19 protein-coding genes and 3 pseudogenes are annotated in these 19,728 nt (G+C 60.4%); 9 read left to right on the top strand and 13 right to left on the bottom strand.

What is annotated here, in order from left to right:
* The first annotated feature begins 212 nt into the window (after nucleotides 1-212).
* Both MUN79_RS06490 and MUN79_RS06485 read left to right on the top strand, forming a co-directional pair.
* Entirely contained in the window at nucleotides 213-2,021 is a 1,809-nt protein-coding gene (locus tag MUN79_RS06490) for a M61 family metallopeptidase (protein ID WP_244676924.1), read from the top strand.
* 116 nt (nucleotides 2,022-2,137) lie between these two features.
* On the top strand, nucleotides 2,138-2,464 hold the full coding sequence (locus tag MUN79_RS06485; RefSeq protein WP_244676923.1) for a hypothetical protein: 327 nt from the start codon (nucleotides 2,138-2,140) through the stop codon (nucleotides 2,462-2,464).
* Nucleotides 2,465-2,524: 60 nt separating this feature from the next.
* Here the strand turns inward: MUN79_RS06485 and MUN79_RS06480 are convergent.
* From MUN79_RS06480 to MUN79_RS06465, 3 genes and pseudogenes are all read right to left on the bottom strand, one after another.
* A pseudogene (locus tag MUN79_RS06480) lies at nucleotides 2,525-3,066 on the bottom strand (DUF2911 domain-containing protein).
* 132 nt (nucleotides 3,067-3,198) lie between these two features.
* Nucleotides 3,199-4,187: pseudogene (locus tag MUN79_RS06475) on the bottom strand (glycoside hydrolase family 43 protein).
* 97 nt (nucleotides 4,188-4,284) lie between these two features.
* Complete coding sequence (locus tag MUN79_RS06465; RefSeq protein ID WP_244676920.1) at nucleotides 4,285-4,692, bottom strand: hypothetical protein; 408 nt, start codon at nucleotides 4,690-4,692, stop codon at nucleotides 4,285-4,287.
* A 261-nt stretch (nucleotides 4,693-4,953) separates the two neighbouring features.
* On the opposite strand from MUN79_RS06465, the gene MUN79_RS06460 reads away from it, so the two are divergent.
* The 4 genes from MUN79_RS06460 (at nucleotide 4,954) to MUN79_RS06445 (ending at nucleotide 8,106) form a co-directional block, all read left to right on the top strand.
* Nucleotides 4,954-5,391: a DUF2141 domain-containing protein gene (locus MUN79_RS06460; protein WP_244676919.1), complete on the top strand. Its 438-nt coding sequence runs from the start codon at nucleotides 4,954-4,956 to the stop codon at nucleotides 5,389-5,391.
* Between the two features lie 136 nt (nucleotides 5,392-5,527).
* Nucleotides 5,528-6,202, top strand: coding sequence for a hypothetical protein (locus MUN79_RS06455; RefSeq protein ID WP_244676918.1), 675 nt, complete (start codon nucleotides 5,528-5,530; stop codon nucleotides 6,200-6,202).
* A gap of 79 nt (nucleotides 6,203-6,281) precedes the next feature.
* Complete coding sequence (locus tag MUN79_RS06450) at nucleotides 6,282-7,193, top strand: SMP-30/gluconolactonase/LRE family protein (protein ID WP_244676917.1); 912 nt, start codon at nucleotides 6,282-6,284, stop codon at nucleotides 7,191-7,193.
* A 277-nt stretch (nucleotides 7,194-7,470) separates the two neighbouring features.
* Nucleotides 7,471-8,106: a helix-turn-helix transcriptional regulator gene (locus MUN79_RS06445; protein ID WP_244676916.1), complete on the top strand. Its 636-nt coding sequence runs from the start codon at nucleotides 7,471-7,473 to the stop codon at nucleotides 8,104-8,106.
* An 86-nt stretch (nucleotides 8,107-8,192) separates the two neighbouring features.
* On the opposite strand, the gene MUN79_RS06440 is transcribed toward MUN79_RS06445, so the two are convergent.
* Both MUN79_RS06440 and MUN79_RS06435 read right to left on the bottom strand, forming a co-directional pair.
* Entirely contained in the window at nucleotides 8,193-8,606 is a 414-nt protein-coding gene (locus MUN79_RS06440) for a carboxypeptidase regulatory-like domain-containing protein (protein WP_244676915.1), read from the bottom strand.
* 269 nt (nucleotides 8,607-8,875) lie between these two features.
* Nucleotides 8,876-9,588, bottom strand: a pseudogene (locus MUN79_RS06435) (head GIN domain-containing protein).
* 247 nt (nucleotides 9,589-9,835) lie between these two features.
* Here MUN79_RS06435 and MUN79_RS06430 point away from each other — a divergent pair.
* From MUN79_RS06430 to MUN79_RS06420, 3 genes are all read left to right on the top strand, one after another.
* Complete coding sequence (locus MUN79_RS06430; RefSeq protein ID WP_244676914.1) at nucleotides 9,836-11,368, top strand: hypothetical protein; 1,533 nt, start codon at nucleotides 9,836-9,838, stop codon at nucleotides 11,366-11,368.
* The gene (locus MUN79_RS06425; protein ID WP_244676913.1) at nucleotides 11,365-12,615 is read left to right on the top strand and encodes an amidohydrolase family protein; all 1,251 of its coding nucleotides are present in this window, start codon (nucleotides 11,365-11,367) and stop codon (nucleotides 12,613-12,615) included. The genes MUN79_RS06430 and MUN79_RS06425 overlap by 4 nt, the downstream gene beginning before the upstream one ends.
* Nucleotides 12,616-12,738: 123 nt before the next feature.
* A complete protein-coding gene (locus tag MUN79_RS06420) occupies nucleotides 12,739-13,122 on the top strand; it encodes a hypothetical protein (RefSeq protein ID WP_244676912.1) in 384 nt (127 codons plus the stop codon).
* A 98-nt stretch (nucleotides 13,123-13,220) separates the two neighbouring features.
* On the opposite strand, the gene MUN79_RS06415 is transcribed toward MUN79_RS06420, so the two are convergent.
* From MUN79_RS06415 to MUN79_RS06380, 8 genes are all read right to left on the bottom strand, one after another.
* Nucleotides 13,221-13,682 carry a hypothetical protein gene (locus tag MUN79_RS06415; protein ID WP_244676911.1) on the bottom strand — a complete coding sequence of 154 codons (462 nt, stop codon included), beginning with the start codon at nucleotides 13,680-13,682 and terminating at the stop codon, nucleotides 13,221-13,223.
* A 168-nt stretch (nucleotides 13,683-13,850) separates the two neighbouring features.
* Nucleotides 13,851-14,825, bottom strand: a complete 975-nt coding sequence (locus tag MUN79_RS06410; protein WP_244676910.1) for a hypothetical protein — start codon at nucleotides 14,823-14,825, stop codon at nucleotides 13,851-13,853.
* A 176-nt stretch (nucleotides 14,826-15,001) separates the two neighbouring features.
* Entirely contained in the window at nucleotides 15,002-15,604 is a 603-nt protein-coding gene (locus tag MUN79_RS06405) for a toll/interleukin-1 receptor domain-containing protein (RefSeq protein WP_244676909.1), read from the bottom strand.
* A 531-nt stretch (nucleotides 15,605-16,135) separates the two neighbouring features.
* A complete protein-coding gene (locus tag MUN79_RS06400; RefSeq protein ID WP_244676908.1) occupies nucleotides 16,136-16,963 on the bottom strand; it encodes an alpha/beta hydrolase family protein in 828 nt (275 codons plus the stop codon).
* 63 nt (nucleotides 16,964-17,026) lie between these two features.
* Nucleotides 17,027-17,422, bottom strand: coding sequence for a hypothetical protein (locus MUN79_RS06395; RefSeq protein WP_244676907.1), 396 nt, complete (start codon nucleotides 17,420-17,422; stop codon nucleotides 17,027-17,029).
* A 41-nt stretch (nucleotides 17,423-17,463) separates the two neighbouring features.
* The gene (locus MUN79_RS06390) at nucleotides 17,464-18,012 is read right to left on the bottom strand and encodes a hypothetical protein (protein ID WP_244676906.1); all 549 of its coding nucleotides are present in this window, start codon (nucleotides 18,010-18,012) and stop codon (nucleotides 17,464-17,466) included.
* A gap of 462 nt (nucleotides 18,013-18,474) precedes the next feature.
* A complete protein-coding gene (locus MUN79_RS06385; protein WP_244676905.1) occupies nucleotides 18,475-18,843 on the bottom strand; it encodes a hypothetical protein in 369 nt (122 codons plus the stop codon).
* A 190-nt stretch (nucleotides 18,844-19,033) separates the two neighbouring features.
* Nucleotides 19,034-19,609, bottom strand: a complete 576-nt coding sequence (locus MUN79_RS06380; RefSeq protein ID WP_244676904.1) for a helix-turn-helix domain-containing protein — start codon at nucleotides 19,607-19,609, stop codon at nucleotides 19,034-19,036.
* Nucleotides 19,610-19,728 lie beyond the last annotated feature (119 nt).

The following is a 19,728-nucleotide window of genomic DNA, read 5'->3' as shown; positions in this document are numbered from 1 at the left end:
ACCTGTACTGGTTAGCACAGCAGCCGTCGTCGAAATGGTAAGAGCAGCGCTTTCGCAAAACCTATTTATTTCAATTACACTATTTTAATATTAGGTCTGGGTGGCCTGGTTCGGAACTGATTTAGACGCCACACTTTAACTCGGCACAAGAGCAGAAGCAACACTTCCGTACTTTTCCGCATCCCTTAGCCTAGTATCCTTTCCTGTTTTTTATGAATGCCTTGCGCTTCGCAACCCTGGTGGGCAGCCTTTTGGCGGCTTCCACATCCTTGACTCAGGCCCAGAAAGCCCTAATCTACACCGTCGACATTGACCCCAAAACCCAGGACCTGTTTCAGGTGCAGCTGGAAGTACCCAAGCTGCGCAAAGAGCAGAGCATCTACCAGTTTGCCGCCACCGCCCCGGGCACGTATCAGGTCATGGACATCGGCCGCTTCGTGCGCAAGTTCGAAGCCTTTGACGCCCAGAATAAGCCCCTGGAAGTAAAGCAGGCCTCGGTAAACCAGTGGCAGCTGCTGCAGCCCGAGAAAACCCGCTTTATTCGCTACACCATTGCCGAAACCTGGGATACGCCCGTAACCGAGCACCGCGTGTACCGCATGTGCGGCACTTCCCTGGAAGCTGACCACGCCCTGCTCAACGGCCAGGGCATTTTCGGCTACCTGCAGGGCTGGCAGGCCAAGCCTCTGCGCATCAAGCTCAACTACCCGGCCGACTGGAAAATCGGGACGCCGCTCACGACTGATAAGCAGGGCTACTACACGGCCAAAAACTACGACCAGGCCGTGGATTCGCCGTTTCTGCTGGGCCGCCTCACCGAAGCCCGCACCAAGCTCGGCGACGCGGAAGTGGCGTTGTACTGCTTTTCCAAAACCGACCAGGTAAAGGCCGAGCCCCTGCTGGGCTACATGCAGAAGATGCTGGGCGCGGCCCAGGCCTTTCTGGTGCAGCTGCCCGTGAAGCGCTACACCTTCCTCTACCACTTCGACGACCAGAGCGCCGGGGCCTGGGAACATTCCTACAGCTCGGAGTACGTGCTGCGCGAAACCCCGCTCACGCCCGAATCGGCCAACGGGATTACCAGCATTGCCGCCCACGAGTTTTTCCACGTGGTGACGCCGCTCAACATTCACTCCGAGATTATCGAGCAGTTCAACTTCGTGCAGCCCACCGGCTCGGAACACCTGTGGCTGTATGAGGGCACTACGGAGTGGGCCTCGGGCATGATGAAGCTGCGCGGCGGCCTGGTTACGCTGGAGGAATACCTGCAGGAAATGTCGGGCAAAGTGGCCTATGCCCAAACCCGGACCGACACGACCTACTCGCTAAGCAAGCTGGGCCTGAACTCCTTTTCCGACGAAGGCCAGAGCCAGTACGGCAATATCTACCAGCGCGGGGCCCTGACGGCGGCTCTGCTCGACCTGCGCCTGCTGGAGCTCAGCGGCGGCAAGCGGGGCCTGCGGGAGGTGATGAATGAGCTGACCAAGCGCTACGGTCCCAACAAGCCCTTCAGTGAGAAAAACTTCTTCGAGGAGTTTACCAAGCTGACCTACCCCGAAATCGGCGACTTTCTTAACCGCTACGTGAAGCAAGCCGAACCTTTGCCTTTGCAGGAATATTACGCCAAAGTGGGCATCCGCTACTCGCCGGTGCTGCACACGGGCCAGCAAGTGGTGGCTTTGGGCGCGCATAATCCATCGTACCGCCTGGTGAGCAATACCGTGCAGCTAACCGAAGTGCCCGCCACCTGGCAAAGCTGCGGCGTAGCGGTGGGCGACGACCTGCTGGCCGTCAACGGCACCGCCATTACGCCCACCTCACTGCGGTCCACCATGCAGGAGCTGCAGAAGGGCAAGGCTGGCGAAGAGTACGAGCTGACCATTCGCCGCGGGGGCGCCGAGCAGAAAGTGCGCTGCCGCCTGATTCAGCAGGAGCAGATCAAGCGCTACAACTTTGCGGTGCTGCCCGATGCCACGCCGGCCCAGCTGGCCCTGCGCCAAGCCTGGGTGAAAAATCTGTAGCCGCACCGGCTTGGTGTGCGCTAAAAAGCCCGGCTGCTCTGGTAGCCGGGGCTTTTTGGTATCCTTTCGGCGGGCAGCCGGGTATTACAGAGCTCTACCGGCTTTGCGACCTTGCTATGAACCTGGAAAAGCTTTTAACCATTGATTCCAGCTTTGTGCTGACCGGCTTGGGCGTGCTTGTGCGCAGCCCCGCCGGCCTGGCCGCCGAGCCCCTCCGTCGCTTTACTTTATACACCACCCTGGCCGTCAAGCTGGTATTCGCCGACGGTCAAGGGTATTCTACCACGGCCAGCGTAGAGGAAATAGCCCGCCCCAGCTCCGACGACCAACCAACTCCGCCCGAGCCAGCCTTGCTGCTCCACCTCACCGATTCGCTGGAGTTGCCGCCCGGCACCGAAGTGTGGCTAACCCAGGAACCCGCTCCGGCCGCCGACTGGCTCTAACAAAAAAAGCCCCATCCGGTGGTCCGGATGGGGCTTTTACTTGCTTTTAAAGAAGCCAGCTTACTTGATGGCCACGGGCAGCTCCAGGTTTTCCCAGCGCAGCACGATGCCGGTTTTGGTTACCTCGTAGGCCAGGCTTTCGGTCATGGTAGCGGCTTTGCGCGGGGTGGCAGTTACGCGCAGGGCGTCCTGCTTTTCATCGTACTTGTAGGCCCCCACTGCTTAGCGGTTTTGTTGAAAATAACCGTCCAGTCCTTCTCGGTGGGAATTACGAAGAAGGCGTAGGTACCGGCGGGCAGCTTTTTGCCCTGCACCGTTACGTCTTTGCTAAACTCGATGGTGGTAGCCTCGTTGGCTCCGGCGCGCCACACCTGGCCGTAAGGCACTAGCCCACCATAGATCTGCCGGCCTTTTACGCTGGGGCTGCTGTATTTGATTGTCACGTTGGCACTGCCCACCTTACCGGTAGCCGTAGCGGCGGGGCTGGCGGGAGCGGGTTTGGCCGCAGGCGCCTCAGACGTGGTTTGGGCCGAGCTTACGGAAGCAGACAGCAGGCTCACCAGCAACAACGTCAGGGTGAGCAGCGGGCGAAAATTTTTCATGTGGGTAGAAAGGATAAGAGTGGGAGAAAACGGAAAACAGATGCCCGGAACCAGGCGGCAGTTGCAAAGTCACGGTTTGGGCCGAACAAGTTGCGTGGGCAATATAGCCACTCCATTCGCAGCCGGTGCTGTTTACTCCGTTACGGGGGCGGGCTGCGGACTGCGTGAGGGAGCTTCCGGGCTGGCCAGCCGGGGCCAGCCGTTGTGATATTCTATCCGGTCGAGCAGCATCACGCGGCGGGAGTAGCCCTGCGCGTCGTCGATGGCGTCGAAGGTGGGCTGCTGGGGGTCGATGGCGTGGTAGGCCAGCCAGTCCTGTCCGGCTGCGTCGGTCACGATGGAGTTGTGGCCGGGGGCGCGCCAGTGGCGGTTGGTTTCCAGAATAATGCTGTGGCCTTCTCCCGTAGCCTGGGCCAGGGTTTCGAACGGGCCGGTAGCCTGGCGGGAGCGGGCCACCATCACGCCGTAGTGGGCCGCGTCGCCGCAGCAGTTGTTACCGGAATAAAATAGGTAGTACCAGCCTTCGCGCAGCACCACCCAGCTGCCTTCCAGCAGGCTCTGGTAGTTTTCGGGGTCGTCGCCGGGAATAGGGTGCACTAGTTCCCGGGCCTCGCTGCCGGGCGCAAAGGAAATCCGGTCGGGGGCCAGCTCGCGCACCAGCAGCGGCCCGAAGCCCGAGCCCCAGTACAGCAGGCACTTGCCGGTAGCCGGGTCGTCGAACACCATCGGGTCGATGTTCAGAAAGCCCGGCCCACATTGCAGGGGCTGGCCGATATCGGTGAATGGTCCGGCCGGAGCGTCGGCGGTGGCTACGGCCAGGCAGTAGGTATCGGTACCGTCGGGCAGGGCCGAGTAGTACATGTAGTAGCGGCCCACGTGCTCAGTTACGTGGGGGCCCAGAGCTTTTGCGTGGCCGAGGCCCACCGGGGTTTCTGGGGTAGGGCGTCGGGCAGCAGTTCCCACTGCACCAGGTCGCGGGAGCGGGCCACCTGCATGTTGATGATCTGGCCCTGGTATTTGGTCTGGGTGCCGTAGGCGTAGTAGTAGCCGTCGGAGGCCCGGATGATGGTGGGGTCCGGAAAATCCTCGTTCAGAATGGGGTTTTGGTAGGTAGCAGGCATAACGAGCAAAGTCAGTAGATACAACAGCCGGGCATTTCAGCAACTGCCCAACAGTCTTTCTACGGCGTAACTCTGCGCAAAGCTTACCGGCCTTGCCTTAGATGGGCCGTACCGGCTGCTGCTGGAGCCACACGTAAGCCGAGGCCACGTCGTCGAAGGCACCGACGGTGGGCTGGGTAATGTAGCCCAATACCTTTTCGGTGGCCTGGCGGGCGGCAAAGTCGCGCGGGAACACCCAGGCTACGTACTGCAGCCCGGCCCGCCGCATTTCCTGCAGCCACCACGCACCCCACTCCGTAAGCTCCACCGTGGTACGGGTGATGCTGGAGTTGTCGTTCAGCACCTTGGCGCAGGGCCGGGCCCGCAGACTATCCAGCAGCAGCAGGCAGCATTCCTGGGACGAATCCTGGGTATGCTCGCCTTTCCAGTCGGCGTACAGCCACTGGTTTTGCTCATCATAGCCAATATAAATCCGGGGCTCGTCTATCAGGGTTTGCAGCTGCATACAAAAGGCTTCCGGCCGCGGTATGAGCCCGCAGCCAGAGTTAGCCAAAGATAGAACCCCAGCCGAAAAGCATCAGTATACGAACTATGCCGGAGCCGCCGGGCGGGGCCCGGCGAAACTTATTCCGCTGAGGCTGTGTCTAAACTGGCACGACAAAGCCGCCCGGCAGTTGCCAGAGTGCGGCGGGTTGATGATCTTGCCCATCGGGCTTTTGTCTGCCCAACCGGTTCTTCGCTCTTTTCACTTCGTCTACTTGCAACCATGAAAATTCACCAAGTAGCCTTTCTGGCCGTGGGCTCAGCCCTGCTCGGCGCCTGGACGCCGCCTACCAACACGGGCCTGGTCCAGGTAGTAGTCACCGATTTGCCCTCTACCAAGGCCACGGTGAAGCTCTACTTCTACAATGTGAAGGAGAATTTTCTGAAGCGCGGCAGCTACACCATGCTCAAGTACGTGAAGCCAGCCGGCAGCAAGCAGATTACCCTGCCCATCGACCTGCCCAACGGGGAGTGGGCCGTGGCCCTGACCCAGGACATGAACGACAACGACCTGGTCGACAAGAACTTCATGGGCATCCCAACCGAGCCCTACGCCTTTTCCAACAACGTGCGTCCCAAGCTGGCCGCCCCGGATTTTGACGAGTGCAAGTTCGTGGTCAACGGCACGACCAAAGTTGTGACCATCTCCATGAAAAAGTAGCTTTCCCAGCCCATCAGTTTACGCCCGGCTCCGGCAGAATACCCTTCTGCCGGAGCCGGGCGTTTTTGTGCCGGCCCGCAGCGGCCTTTCTCAGAATCTGGCTTTCTTTACGGCTCAACCTTCTACCACTTGAGCTATGAGTATCAACTTATTGGAAGCCGATGTAGTATTTGAACCCTCCCTGGGACTGCGCCGGGAGGTAATGGCCGGCACCCTGGAAGGCCACCGCCTGCCGCCCTCGGTGAGCAACGTGCGGCTCTCGCTGAAAGACGTGCACATCAAGCGGCACGGGGAGCTGGGCCGGGCCGAGGTGCAGGTCGTCACGGTCGTGACGGACGGTATTTCGCAGGAGCCGATTCAGCTGTTCTCGGAAGTGTTTGAGAACGTGCAGAAATGGTCCCACCTACCCCTGGGCGAGGGCGGCGTAACGCTTTACCGCACCGATGCCCAGCAGATTCCCGCTTTTCTGGACTACCGCATCCTGCTCACCGAGCTCGATGAGGACATTCGCAGCGTGGGCAACCTTTTAGACGCCGTGCGCCAAGACGAGCAATTTGCCGCCGCCCGCCAGGCGTTGCTGGCTGCCGCTGCCGTAGCCGCTCCACCCGCCGCCCTGATTTCGGCCAGCTCCGATTTGGTTATGAACCTGGTAGCCCGGGTGCTCAAAGCCAACAAGGACGACCAAATGCTGCTCGTGCGCGGCTCTTTCGACAATGCCTTCGATGGACTGGGTACCAAGTACGGCACCATCACGAAAGGCAACCGGCAGGCCGCCGTCACTTATCAGGCCGAAGCCGTAGAAGCCAGCTAACCGTTATTTGCCCGCAGGCTTGTACTATTGCAGCGGCTACCATCCGGCCCCTACCCTTTTCCCTGACCGTATTTACTTTATGAAGAATTTGTCCCGCCTGATCCTGCTGGCGGCCTCCGCTACCACCCTGACCTTTACGGCTGTGGCCCAGCAGCCGGCCGCCATCATTGCCGACAAGGCCCAGCCCACGCTGGTCAGCAAGCAGTTTAAATTCACCGAAGGTCCGGCGGTTGATAAGGCTGGCAACGTGTTCTTTACCGACCAGCCCAACAACAAGATCTGGAAGTACGGCACCGACGGCAAGCTGACGGTTTTCCTGGATAAGGCCGGACGCTCCAATGGCTTATACTTCGACAAAAAAGGCCGCCTGCTGGCCTGCGCCGACGAAAACAACCAGCTCTGGTCCATTGGGCCCGACGGCAAGGCCACCGTGGTGCTCGACAACGTGCAGGGCCACCGCTTCAACGGACCCAACGACCTGTGGGTAAACCCCAAAACGGAAGGCGTTTACTTCACCGACCCGTATTACCAGCGCGAGTATTGGACCCGCCAGGCGCCCGACCCGGCCATTGGTGGTCAGAAAGTGTATTTCCTGGCCAAGGGCCGCAAAGAGCCCGTAGCCGTAGACGACAAGCTCGAGCAGCCCAACGGCATTATCGGCACGCCCGACGGCAAACAGCTGTACGTGGCCGACATCAAGGCCAACAAAACCTATCGTTACCAGATTGGGGCCAACGGGCAGCTCACCGACCGGCAGCTGTTTGTAGAGCAAGGTTCCGACGGTATGACTATCGACAACCAGGGCAACGTGTACCTAACCGGCAAGGGCGTGACGGTATATAACCCGGCCGGCAAGCAAATCGAGCACATCGACATTCCGGCCGAGTGGACGGCCAACGTCTGCTTCGGCGGCAAGGACCGCAAAACCTTGTTTATCACGGCGTCGGAAGCAATTTACACCTTGCCCATGCGGGTAAAGGGTGTGCAATAGTCTTTGCTTGCTCCTAGCTTGACAGTCAGCCCCGGCGCTTGTAGTGGCCGGGGCTTTTTGTTGCCTTAGCGGGCAACTGAATTTTAAATAAACCCAGAAAAAACTGAACAAAACACGCAATATACCTAGAAGTAGGTATTGCAAATAGCCTACATCCTGCGGACTTTAGCCGCTGCCAAGCCACCACGACTTGGCTACTGCTCTCTGCCCTACTACGCCTGCTACCTATTGCTCCAACCGCTTATTCTGTGTCCATGGTTATAACGCTACTCCTGTTATGTCGTCGAACCTCGGGGCCGCCCTTGTTGCGGCTCCTGCCACTCTGCACCGGCAAGGCCTGCTTACTGTCCTGCGCGAAGCCTGCCCTGGCCTGACCATCTGCCTGGTTTCGGATGCGGAACTGCTGCTCACCTTTGTGCAGCAGCGCGCCTATGCCCTCTTGGTTGTGGATGAAGCCATTGCCAGCGTCCCCCTTTTGTTGCTACTGGAGAGCCTGTACGCGGTACGCAGCCAGCAGCAAGTGCTATGCTTTAGCAGCACCGCGGGCGGCAGCTTTTCGCCGCTGCTTTACCCCCGCCCCTGGACCATCTTGGCCCACAATGCGCCGCCGCTGGAAGTCAACGCTGCTATTCAGCAACTGCTTACCAAGACGCTGCACCCCAGCCCCTGGACGCTGAAACCGGGCTTGGCTATGCCTCCATCAGGCCCACCCACGCCCTTCAGCCGCCGGGAGCTGGAAGTGCTGCGCCTGGTAGTGGCCGACTACTGCAACCAGGAAATAGCCGAGCGGCTGTGCCTGAGCGTGCGCACGGTGGAAAGCCACCGGCGGGCCCTGTTGCAGAAAGCCGGAGCCCGCACCCTGGTGGGACTGGTGGTGCAGGCCGTGCGGGAGGGCTGGGTTGCGCCTTTGTGAGGCCGGCAGCGGGAGTACACTACATGCGGCCCTCACAGGCACAGTTCTGCTGCCTGAAATCAACTTCTTTAAAGAACCGCGGGTACCTAGTACCGCACCTTGCCCGTCGAAGTCGTCTTTTTGATGCGGCCGTCGCGCTTGAAGCGGGTGCCGGGCAGCAGCTTCAGCGACACGGCCGGCAACTGGCAGCTGTTGAGCACCAGTTTCTGGGTTTCGTAACCGCCGGCACTGATCAGAACCTGCGCCGACTGGGGCAGGGGCTTTTTGCTGTTCACAATGTACTGCCCCTCCGAATTGGTGCTGAAGGCATCATTAAGCCCCACGATTACCACGGTAGCTCCGGTCAGGGGTTGCTGTTTTTCATCGGTTACCACTCCGGTCACCATGGAACACTCGAGGGAAGCGGGAGGCGTCGAGGCGGTGGCGGGCTGCTGGGCCAAACAGGCACCGGAGGTCAGGCTCATGGCAAGGCCAGCCAGAAAAGTAAGCGTACGGGGCATAGGGCAGGAGAAAAGCGCGGTAGCGAATGGGTGGGAAAGTAACGTCAGGTTGTTCCTACGCAAAGCCCGCGGCTGGTAGCCGGCTTCCATAAAAAAACTTCTGTTACGCCCCGCAACACCCGCTTAAGGCGCTTTGTTTCAAGCGTCTTGAAAATAGCCCGCCTGAAGCGCCGCGCTGCTCGCCCCAGCGTACTGCTACCGTCAGCGCCCCGGTAGCTGTGGCTACCGGGGCGCTGACGGTAGTGCCGGGTTGAAGAAAACAGCCGGGTTTAGCGGACCGGCTTGGTGCTGCTGCCCCCGCTGGACTGGGAGCTCACCAGCTTAGCGCTGCCTTTGTAGCGCACTCCGCTGCCGCCCGATACGCTTGATTTCAACTCGCCGTCCACCAGTATTTCGGCGTCGCTGCCGCCGCTGGCGCTCACCTCGGCGGTGGCGCTTTGCAGGGCGAAGGCGTGGTAGTCGCTGCCGCCGCTGGCCGATACTTTCTGGCGCTCAGTGCGGCCCGCAACGGTGATATCGCTGCCCCGGATGCGGCGCTGGTAAGGGTTTTGGCGGTGACCGTCAGTTTGATGTCGCCGCCGCCGCTGGCCGACAGTTTTAAGTCATCCGCCGTGAAAGGCGTTTCGCCGCGGGCATCTGAGCCGCCGCTCACTGAGAGAGAGGTAAGCGTAGGACAAGTGATGTAGACACTGACTTTACCCGTGCTTTTGCCCGGCAGCATCTTTTTCCACGAGTAGTTTTGCTCCCAGCCCACGACCAGCGTGCCATTCTTGATGGTTGTTAGGATGTGGGGCTGCACCTCACTGGCCGCATCGACGACCACTGCCGTGGTAGGCCCCTGGGTCAGAAATACGTCGATACCGCCGCCAGTATGCACCGCCTGGAAGGGTTCTACCGGGCGGGTTTGCTTCACTTGAGCCTGGGCTGTAACGGTTGCGAACAGGGCGGCTCCGCAGAGCAGTGTGAGATAAGCAGTTTTCATAGAGGTAAAGCTTTGGGGTTCAGCCAGAGTAGATACCCTGCGTTTGCTGAGCGTTGCCTAAGGCGGCAATTAATTTATGCCAAGCCCGCGGCAGGTCTTAGCAGCACTAATACCTGATGTTAGCAAGCCGCCTATGAGGGCCGAAGTGCTGGCTAAAGTTCAGTGCTAGCACGGAGGAAATGCTGGGTGAAGCAGCGGAATTTAGGCGAATAACTCTAGCCCCCTAAGTATCCTGACTATGATGCAGATGCCCTTTATAGAAGTGGCAATTTCGCTGGCTTTGCTTTACCTGTTCTTCAGCCAGGTGGTGCTTTCGGGCTTCGAGCTTATTGCGGGCCGCATCAACCTGCGGGGGCGTTTTCTGCGGCATCAACTGAATAAGGCCCTCAACAGCGGCAACGACAAAAACTGGGCGGAAATGATGTACCGCCACCCCAGCGTGGATATGCTGGCCCAAACCGCCCGCCGCAGCCCAACCTACGTGCCCTCGAGCGTATTCGTCAAGGCCATTGTCGACCTGGTCATTGATGAGGCCCGCATTCACCGGTTTGTACCCCGGCAGCCGTCGGGTACCGACAGCACTGCGGCCCCCACCGGCGAGTATGAGTACCAGGTAACCGACCCAGCCGGCACGCCCCTGCAGAAGTTCGAAGCCGGGCTGGCCAAGGTGTCGCCGGGTGACTTTAAAACCTTGCTGCAAAGCCTGCTACTAAACGCCCGGGGCTGTACTCCGGCTGGCCCACAGGGCAATGACGACCAGATTTTTGCCGAGTTTCTGCGGGGCCTGGCCGTGTGGTACGACAACTACATGGAACGCGTCACGGGCTGGTACAAGCGCGAAATCCGGCCTTATCTGTTTTTGCTGGGTTTGGTGCTGGCCATAGCCTGCAACCTGGATTCGCTCTACGTGGCCCGCTACTTTTGGAACCACGCCGACGAGCGCCGGCAAGTAGCCGACTATGCCACCCAAGTGGTGCAGCAAGAGCTGGCCCGCCAGCGGGCAGCCACTCCGGCTGCCCGGCAAAGCGCCGCTACTACCGCTAAGCCGGCCGATACCACCCGGATAGGCCAGCAGGTGCGCACCTTCGTTCAGCACGCCGACTCCCTGACCCAGGGCCTGCAGGCGCGCGGCTTCCCTATCGGGTGGACCGTAGCGGCCCGGGTCGACAGTACCAAGCTGCCCAAAGTATTCTACGCCTACTATCCGGCCGCTTACACGCCGCTTACCACTGGGCAGCACATCTGGCGCTGGCTGCGGAAGAAAACCGGCTTCGATAACCCGACTCCGACCCTGCGCCCCAGCTACTGGGTAAGGTATGAGCGCCAGCAAAAGCCGGCTAAATCGGCGGCGCCCTCGGCAGTGCGTATCCTGCAGCAGTTTTGGCAGCGCGACACGCTTCTACGCGCCCCGCGCCCACTCCGGGCCTGCTATTACGCTCCTCCCCGACCACTACCTCCGCCCCCAACCTGCAGCAATCCTTCTGGCTTACGGCTCTGGGCTGGCTGCTCACGGCCGCGGCGCTTAGCATTGGGGCCCCGTTCTGGTTTGAGCTGCTCAACCGTCTGGTCAATATGCGCAACCAGGGAGTACGGCCGCCCACGGCTACCAATGCTCCCGCGAAAGAATCTACCTGATCTGCCTGATTTCTTATGGGTAATATCTATAACTGCCACGCCCACATTTTCAACCTGGACTGCGCCCCGCTCCAGTTTCTGGACGCGTACACCGGGCGGCGGCTCGGCCGCCTGCTGCGCTTTGTTCTCGGCATTCCCGGGATGACAACTATCCTAGTGCGGGTCGTGGGGTTGCTGGGCAAACGGTTTCGACTGCCCCTGCTCACGCGCTACGCGGCTTTTTTGGACATCGGCAGTGGGGTGTCGCAGGTCAGCCTGTTTGAAAAGCAATTGCTGCCCCACTACCCGCCGGGCACCCGCTTTGTGGTGCTGGCCCTCAACATGGACCACATGAGCGCCGGTCAGGCCACGCTCAACTACGAGAGCCAGCTTTGGCAGCTGCTGGAAGTGCGCAAGCGCCACCCCGATACCTGCCTGCCCTTCTTGTGCATCGACCCGCGCATGGGCTCGGCCGAGCAAAACCTGGCCTTCGTAAAAAAATGGCTGTGCCGGGGCTTTGTCGGCCTGAAACTCTACCCTTCGCTGGGCTTTTTTCCCTTCGATGAGCGGCTGGATCTGGTGTACGAGTACGCCCAGCTGCACCAGGTGCCGGTCCTGACGCACTGCTCCCGCGGGGGCATCTACTACCAGGGCGAGCTTACCCACCAACTGCGCTGGCCCCAGCTGCCGGCCGATCTACTGCCCCAGATTCATGCCGCCAATCCGCCCTTCAAGCTCGGCGACAACAGCCTTCCCTTGCCCGTGAAGCCCGGCAAGCTCAGCTTCCGCAACGACCATTTCAGCGACCTGCTGCTCGAGCCCCGGCTCTACGACCTGGTACTGGCCCGCTTTCCCGAGCTCAAGCTCTGTCTGGCCCACTATGGCGGCGGCGACGAAATAGCGGCGGAGCTGAAAAACCCCGAAAAGCTCACCCCAACTGCTCCCCCAACCAACTGGTACCAGGGCGTGCGGTGGCTGATGCGCAAGTACCCGAACGTGTACACCGACGTAGCCTTTACCCTGGCCGAGGGCACCACAGCGGTGTTTCGGGGCCAGCCCAAGGACATCCTGTTTGAAACCCTGGCCCAGGACCTACAGGTCGACTCGCCTTACCAGGACCGTCTGCTGTTTGGCACTGACTTCTTCCTCGTGTCGCGCCTGCAGCCCGAAAAAACGCTGGCCGGTGAGCTAACTCAGTACCTGCTGCAAACCGGCCCCACTGGTGCCAAGGCCTGGCAGCACCTGGCCACCGATAACCCTGCCCGCTTTCTGCACTCCAGCTTCTATACGCCCGTGGAGCGTCGGGGCCAACCAGTCGGGCCTCAACCTTATACCCCCAATGCTGAGCCCGGCCTGACTCCTCTACCCCGTGCCGCGGTTAGCCCGCAGCCAGCGCCCTGCCAGCCAGCGTGAGTCGGGACCTTACCTCCCCCATCATTGCCATAACCGCAATTGCCTACCTCAACCGTTAACCCCCTATCTACCAGCCCGTATAGCGTATACCAACCTTCCGCATCCCACTAACCCTTCTAAGCTATGGATCAGAACGAGCACCGCCGCACCCAGGCCGACCTGGCCAACGACGGCACCAACACGGCCCGCCCCGAAAACGCCCACGGCGTAGGCGGCCAGCAGCAGGGCGACGCTACCCAAACGCCCGCCGGCCCTAATGATACCACCGGCCGCCATGGTGGCAACCACGGCAACGACGGCGGAGCCGAAGTGCGCGACGCCAAGGGCAGCAGCCACCGCGGCGACGAGCCCAACGCCGAATCTGAAAACACGGGTGGCGGCGACGACAACCAGGGCAAGCACCACACCCAGAGCACCACCAAGGACCGCACGGACTACAACGACAGTGGCCAGGCGCCCAGCACGGCCAACGACGGCGGCAAAATCGATGACGCCAATAACAGCTAGCCGCTGATCTTACTAACCTGCCATCCAGACACCAAAAAAGGCCCTGTAGCACAAGCTGCAGGGCCTTTTTCAAATGGATGAGTAAGCCAGCGGGGCTCTTACGGCACAATACAATCCATGGGGGTTGACTTAAACTCGCTTAGCTGCTGCAGATACCTTGCGACGTGCGCATTCCATTTGGCCTGCGTGGCGTCCGGCTCGGGCACGTTGGTTTCCTCATCATACCGGATGTTCATCTCGAACTCCTCCGCGTAGAGGCAGGCGAGTTCAGTTTTCATTTCGCTCCCAACCAGGTCCTTATTGGCTTTCTTGAAGGCTGCTATCAGACGCCGCATCTTCCGGGCCGTAAGCTCGGTGATGTCAAAATGCAGCTGCTCGTGGGCCAGGGCCTGCTTCCGGTCAAATTCCCGCGCTTTATTTACCCAGGAAGCCGCCCGGTCAAATTCTACCCGGACGAAGACGTTGAAGTGGGTGGCATCGACAGGAACCTGATAGACTACCGCGTTAGCCTCGGTAGTAGCTGCCAGGAACGTGTGGGGAATAACTCTTTCCCGGGACATATCCGGGGGCTTTTCGCCTGAAAATCCAGCCACATGAGCTTACGGTCTTCCTGCCAGCATACCACGTCCTGCTCGGCGGCCTGGTGCGGGGTGTAGCCTTGCCCATAGCCCAGGGCCGGCAGGGCCAGCCACAGCAGCCCAGAGTATATCCAAGTCCGCATACGTAGGCTAAGGATTGGAGAAGATAACCGTCACCTTACGCTTAGTGGCCTGCTCCGGGTAGATTTCGCCTCGGGTGCAGGTAATCCGCTCGGGCGATATGCCTTTGCTAACCAGGTGCCGCTTAATGGCTTGCACCCGTGCATCCATAAAGTGTCCCAGGGAATTGAACGTCTCCGCCCCACCAATCGACTTCATCACGTTTGGGGCATTCTGATAGGCTCGCGCAGCCGGCCCCCGACCCCGGAGCTTGGGGTCCAGGTCACGTGGGCCGTCCATGCTGCCTTCCAAGGTGATGTGCAGCTCGGGAAATTGCTTGAGCACCTTTACGATGCCGGCCAAGACCTCTTCGGCCTGCGCCGGGTTGCGAAAATGCGTGGAAAACCCTCCGAAGAGAATGTTCTTCTGGATGGGCGTATTCAACGGCGGCCTCTTGGGCAGGGGCGGCTTTTTGGGCTCTGCTGCTTGCCTGGTAGCCACAGCTCGTTTTACAGGAACTACCCCAGCGGTAAGAGCCGAGGCCCGGCGCATGGGCAGCCGCGCCAGGGAGTTGGGCACCTCATACATGCCGGGCTCCAGCTCCACCAGCACGGGGCGGCTGGCCAGCCGGTCGATACCGGAGTCCCGATCCTGCGGCTCCCGGTCGTGTGGCTCGCGGTGGTTTGGCTTGTAGTAACGCACAAAGGAGTTGGGGTAGCACAGGGTAGGGTCGCGCCAGTGGCCCTGCTTTTCATAACCTAGCAAGTGCATCACACCGTCTTTGGCGTGCCGCCAGAAGCGCAGCAAAAATACCCGGCCCGGAAAAGGCCCGGCGTTGCCGGTATACAGCACGGAGTCGGACTCACTGAAGTCGAACTCGTACTCCAGCTCAATACTATCGGCCTCCGATACATCGGCAAACGACGTATTTATCGTGTTGAACCGCGCCAACCGGTCGGGTTTGGCGAAGCTCCGCTCGGAGCCCCGGTGATACAGATGCTTCATAGCTATACCTCTTTATCGTAGGCCCTAAATGTAGGAAGTTTACTTTTTTCGGCTGGCCAACCGGCTGTTACCTGCCAAACCTTCTTTATACTACGAATAAGCTATATACTACGGAACGCACCGGCGGTTTCCTCCCCGAGCTACGCTTCTCCGGACGTCGGCGCCCGGCCATGAGCCTACTTTTTCGGTCTGGGCTTCCGGGGCCGGACTACAGCTTTCTGGCCGGCCGTCTTTGCGGCTGCAGGGGTAGAATTTTTAGCCGGCAACGCTTCCGCCGTGGGCTCAGCCTCCGGTGCAGGAATGGACTTCGGCGCGGGGTTTACTTCAGCATGGGGAGTAGGGCGGGTAGCGGCTTTCCGTTTGGGCTTAGTCGGGGCTTTACTCTCTGTGCCTGAGTCGGGCTTGCCCACCGGGCCAGCAGCTGGCAAGGCCGGAGGACTCGGGGGCTTGAATACGTCCCGCAATTCCTGGTAGACGCTGAGCATGACCCGCTCCCGCTGGGTTTTGCTCATGCCCGACAAAGGCTGGCTGGGATTATTCACCGCCTGCAGGCTGCTCAGGGGCGAATCCTGGAAGGCGCAGGGGCGCACAATGATGGAGAGCAAAATGGCTCCCTCCTGCTCGGCCGCCACCAGTAAGGGCGGCAGCTCTTCGGCGTGAATAAATTCGGAGGCCAGAAAGTCGGCGCTGACCAGGAAGATGGCCACTCGGGCCTGGGCAAGCTGCCGGCGAATCCGGTCCTGCCACCGCTCCCCTTGCGGATGTCCCGGTCGCTCCAAATTTGCACGTGCTGGTCGCGCATGAGGGGATGCAGATGAATAGCCAGCATTTCACGCCAATGACTATCGGCGTGGCTGTAACTGATGAAGACACTGGTACGGGCGGTTTCCATAGCGAGAAAATACAGAGCAAGGTTTTACCCAAGCTAATTAGCAATAACTAATCAAATTGGCAAATTATTCTCCGCTTATGCTCGCACCTGACTCAGATCATCAACGAAAGCTGGCGCTGCCGACAATCAGTAACTATCTGCAGCTCCTGCTACAAAGCCCGTTGCCACACGTCGTTCTTTTTGCCTTGCCATTCGTGAGCAGTCAGACCGAGCCCCTGTGCTAGCAAATACAACAGCCCGCCCCGAATGACCTTCAGGGCGGGCTGTTTCCGATACTCTACCATTCCTTTATAGGGCAGCCTTGCGGGCCGTTACGAATGTCCTGAACTCGGTTATTTCGGTGATCCTGCCACCCAGGTAGCGGCCGGCTACCTAACGGGCTAACTAAATATAGAGTCTGGTCTGACCTCTTCTCTTCTTACTCTAGCAGCCGACCAATCTCCTGCTGTACGTCCTTGGTCAGGAAAATCTCGTGTCCCTGGGCGGGGAGTTCCCGCAGCTTCGCCGGAATGCCTTGCCGTTGTAGCCGGCCATAGTATTCCTGGGTCAGAGCCGGGGGCGCAATGGAATCGACGGTGCCGGTGAGCAGCGTTATTCGGGTTGCGGCCGGAATGCGGGCTACTACTTGCTCCGGCGACACACTTTGCGTGGGCAGGTCCCAGACCGGTCCGCCCACCTGGCGCTTCATGTGGGCGCGCCAGACAGCCACGTTGCAGGGACAGGAAGCCAGCAAGGCCGCATCGGCCAGGCCAGGATGACGGCCCAGCAGGTTGGCGGTGATGGCCGCGCCCCCGGAATGGCCCGCCACCACGACCCGGCCGGCTTGGTAGCGGGCCTTGAGCGTGGTAAGGGCCGCCGCTAAGGCGTCAATCACGGCGGGCGTGTAGTTGTCGCCGGTGGCCTCGCCCCGCTCCCCCGCCGACTTGTGACCGGCTGGGTCGGTGTAGCCCGGGCGCAGCAGGCCCACAGCTACCACGTTGGTGTTTGCCTGGGCTACCTGGCGGGCCAGCGCATACTGGTAAGCGGGCCGGTTGAAAGGCGCATCACCGTGTAGCACCAGCAGCAAAGTTGGGTGGTCGGTGAGCTGGGCGCTGCGGTAGGTCTGGGTCCAGAGCCGCTGTTCGCCGGTACCGATCCACTCGCCGGCCGGAGTGGTTTGCGCAGCGGGCTTATCTGTTTCCGAGGCGGGCTGACAGCTGCTTATCAGGAAGAAAGCGGCCAGGACAGCAGGCAGGTGACTGAGCATAAATGGACTATATCGGTTATATCGGTAGCTAATGGCAAGAAGCACTTCCTGTTACTTATATCGTTACCCAATCGGCCTTTGTGCCGCTGCTTCTGCTCCCGGCTCCTGCGGGCGGGCCTGCTGTGGCCGGCTTTCCCCGGATCGGAGCAGCAGCACCAGCAGCAGCCCGAGAAACAAGGGCACTGCCAGTTCGGAAAAACCAGGGTCGTAGTCGGCGGGGATAAAGTCGTTCAGGGCAGGGTTGTAGCGCACGGCCAGGCGGGAATTCGGGGTCTTGAGGCGTTCGTAGTCGGCTTTTTCGATGGGTATGACCCGCCCCTGATTTTTGAACCAGAAGGTTGCCTCATAGGTGTACCAGCTGGTGCGCTTACCGTGCGAAACCCGGTCCGTATCAATCACCGTCACTTCCATTGCTTGCCCGTTGCGCTGAAGTTGGTCGGCATACCTATAGTACTGCACGGCGCTGTACGTGAAGAAGACAACTCCTGTCCCCAGGCAAATTACCAGCACCCCCGGGCCAGGGTCCGGATAATGGCCAGGCCCGTGAGCGAAGCCAGCAGCCCACTCCCGACGAAGAACAGGGCCATTACCACCAACACAAAGAGGACCAGGGCCTTGCTTTCCTGGGTAAAGTCGGCCACGGGCGTCCACCGAATCAGGCGCGACACGACCCGGTCGGGGCTGGAAACCTGCTGCGGCGGGGCCTGCCCGAACACGTCGAGCTCAGGGTGGTAGAGCAAGGTTACCCGGTCGCCTTCCGATAGCCAGAGCGTGTCGTTCACGAAGCGGGTTTCGTAGGGCCGGCCCTGGTAGCGGAAGCTCAGGTAGGCGAAGTTGCCCAGCCCGTCCCACAAGGCCCGGGGCTCCCGCTCTACCTGCTCTACCTGCACCGTCACGGGCTGTCCAGCGGCGCGCAGCTGGCTTTCGAGATGCTCCTGCTGGTAGAAGTGCCAGGTCAGCACTGCGGCTACGCTTAGCAGAGCTACGAAGATGCAGGTCCAGAGTAGACTATATAAGCGGCCCAGCAGGCGAAACAGGTTCTGCAACATACGCCAGGACGGGGGTTTACATTCTTTCGCGTCTTTCCAAACACAGCTTACCGGCCAACTCTCTCGGCCCGGGCTTGCCGAAGGGTGCTTCGGAGCACCACCAGCCGCCAGCCAGGCCGGCGCAGGATACGTCGGCTCAGCAGCGCCACCGCCCGGAAGCCACCCAACCGACTACCCCTGACGAGTAGCTGATTAAATATAGCATTTATTAGCTATTAAGCTCTCCTCTACGTGGTTTGCGTTTGGCAGCAGCCCGGCGCGTTACCAACGCCCTCCGTTGACGGCTTACTAAACCCTTCTGTGCCACAACAAGGGAAATCTACTTTGCGGCGCGGCCTTCCGGCTCGGCAGCGCCTCTTCGGAGCAGGTTTTTCACTCCCCGGCCCCTACGGGCTACTACACACAAAACAGCCCGCCCCGGAGCACTCCGGGCGGGCTGTTTTGTGTTGAGCTATGCCTGGTCTACCCTTGCGCGGCCAGCAACTCGTCCTTGCGCTGGCGCACCTTGGTTTCGTAGGCAGCAACGGCCTCAAGCCGGACTGTGGTTTCGGTCTGCTCCAGCTGGCGCTCCAGTAGGGCCACTGCCCCTTGTGCGGCCTGGCGGCTGAGCAATTCCCCGCGCCGGGCGGAGGCCCTGCGCAACTCTTTTTCGCGTTTGGTCTTCTCGTCACCTGCCTCCAGGGTAGCTAGGTAAGGCGTCAGAAATTCAATTTCCTTAGTGAGACCCTTCAGCTCGTTGGTCAGCTGGGTGGCCTCTTTCGTTATGACTCCGGTCTGGTACGTGCTGTCAGATTCCCGCTTGGTAAGGATACGCCGCCGCTCGGCCGACACGCTCAGGGCAGCGTCGCACTCTTCGGGGTGGTCAATAACTCTACTTTGTAATCCATACTGATACAGAAGGTTAATGGTGAAAATAAAATGGTGAACCGAAATATAAACGACCTTCTATATACCCGTCAAGGGTTTCCCAAATTGGTATATCAATTATTGAATATTCTCATTTTAGGACTAGCTCAGCCTCTTATAGCAGCTGCTCCAACTGCCCGACTTCGAACTCCAGGGTGGCCAGCCGCACCCGCAGCAACGCCACCTCCGCGGCACCCGGCGGGTTTGGGGCGCAAGCCGTATCGGCCCGCAGGCGCTCCAGCCACGCCGCGTCGCGCTCGGGGTCGGAAGCCGGGTCGGGCGGCAGGGCAGCAGGCAAAGCGGGGGCGGGTGTAAGGATGGTGCCCAGTTCCTCCAACGCCTGCTTCCGCCGCCGGCCGGCCTCTATCCGGCGGCCTAGCTCCTCCAACTCGTAGCGGGCCCCACGGGCCAGGTGCCGGCACCGTTCCAGGCGGTCTTGCAGGGGCCCGGGGTCCAGGAGTCCGGGTGCCTCCCCCACCACCGGGGCTGGTAGGGGCTGCGCCTGATTCTGCGGCAGCCAGCGCGTGAGCAGGCGCAGGCGGCGCTCCACGGCCGCCGAGAAGCTGCTGCGGCCCTTTTCCACATTGTTGACCTGGGCCTTGGTGATGCCTAGAAAGCGGGCCAGCTCCTTCTGAGTCAAGGAGAAGTGGGCCCGCACGGCGGCGGTGGAGAGAAGAGGATGCGGGCCCATCGGGAGGTCTACTGTACTTTCAAAAGTAAAAATTTATGGGTACAGTACGACCTGTACTTGCGGATTTTTACTTTTGAAAGTACAGTGGGAATGTATAACTCCTCAGTGAGTATCTTACC

Source organism: Hymenobacter cellulosilyticus (genome assembly GCF_022919215.1).
Lineage (GTDB): Bacteria > Bacteroidota > Bacteroidia > Cytophagales > Hymenobacteraceae > Hymenobacter > Hymenobacter cellulosilyticus.
The sequence above is the reverse complement of the archived record's forward strand: the minus strand, read 5'-3'. Positions and strand labels throughout refer to the sequence as shown.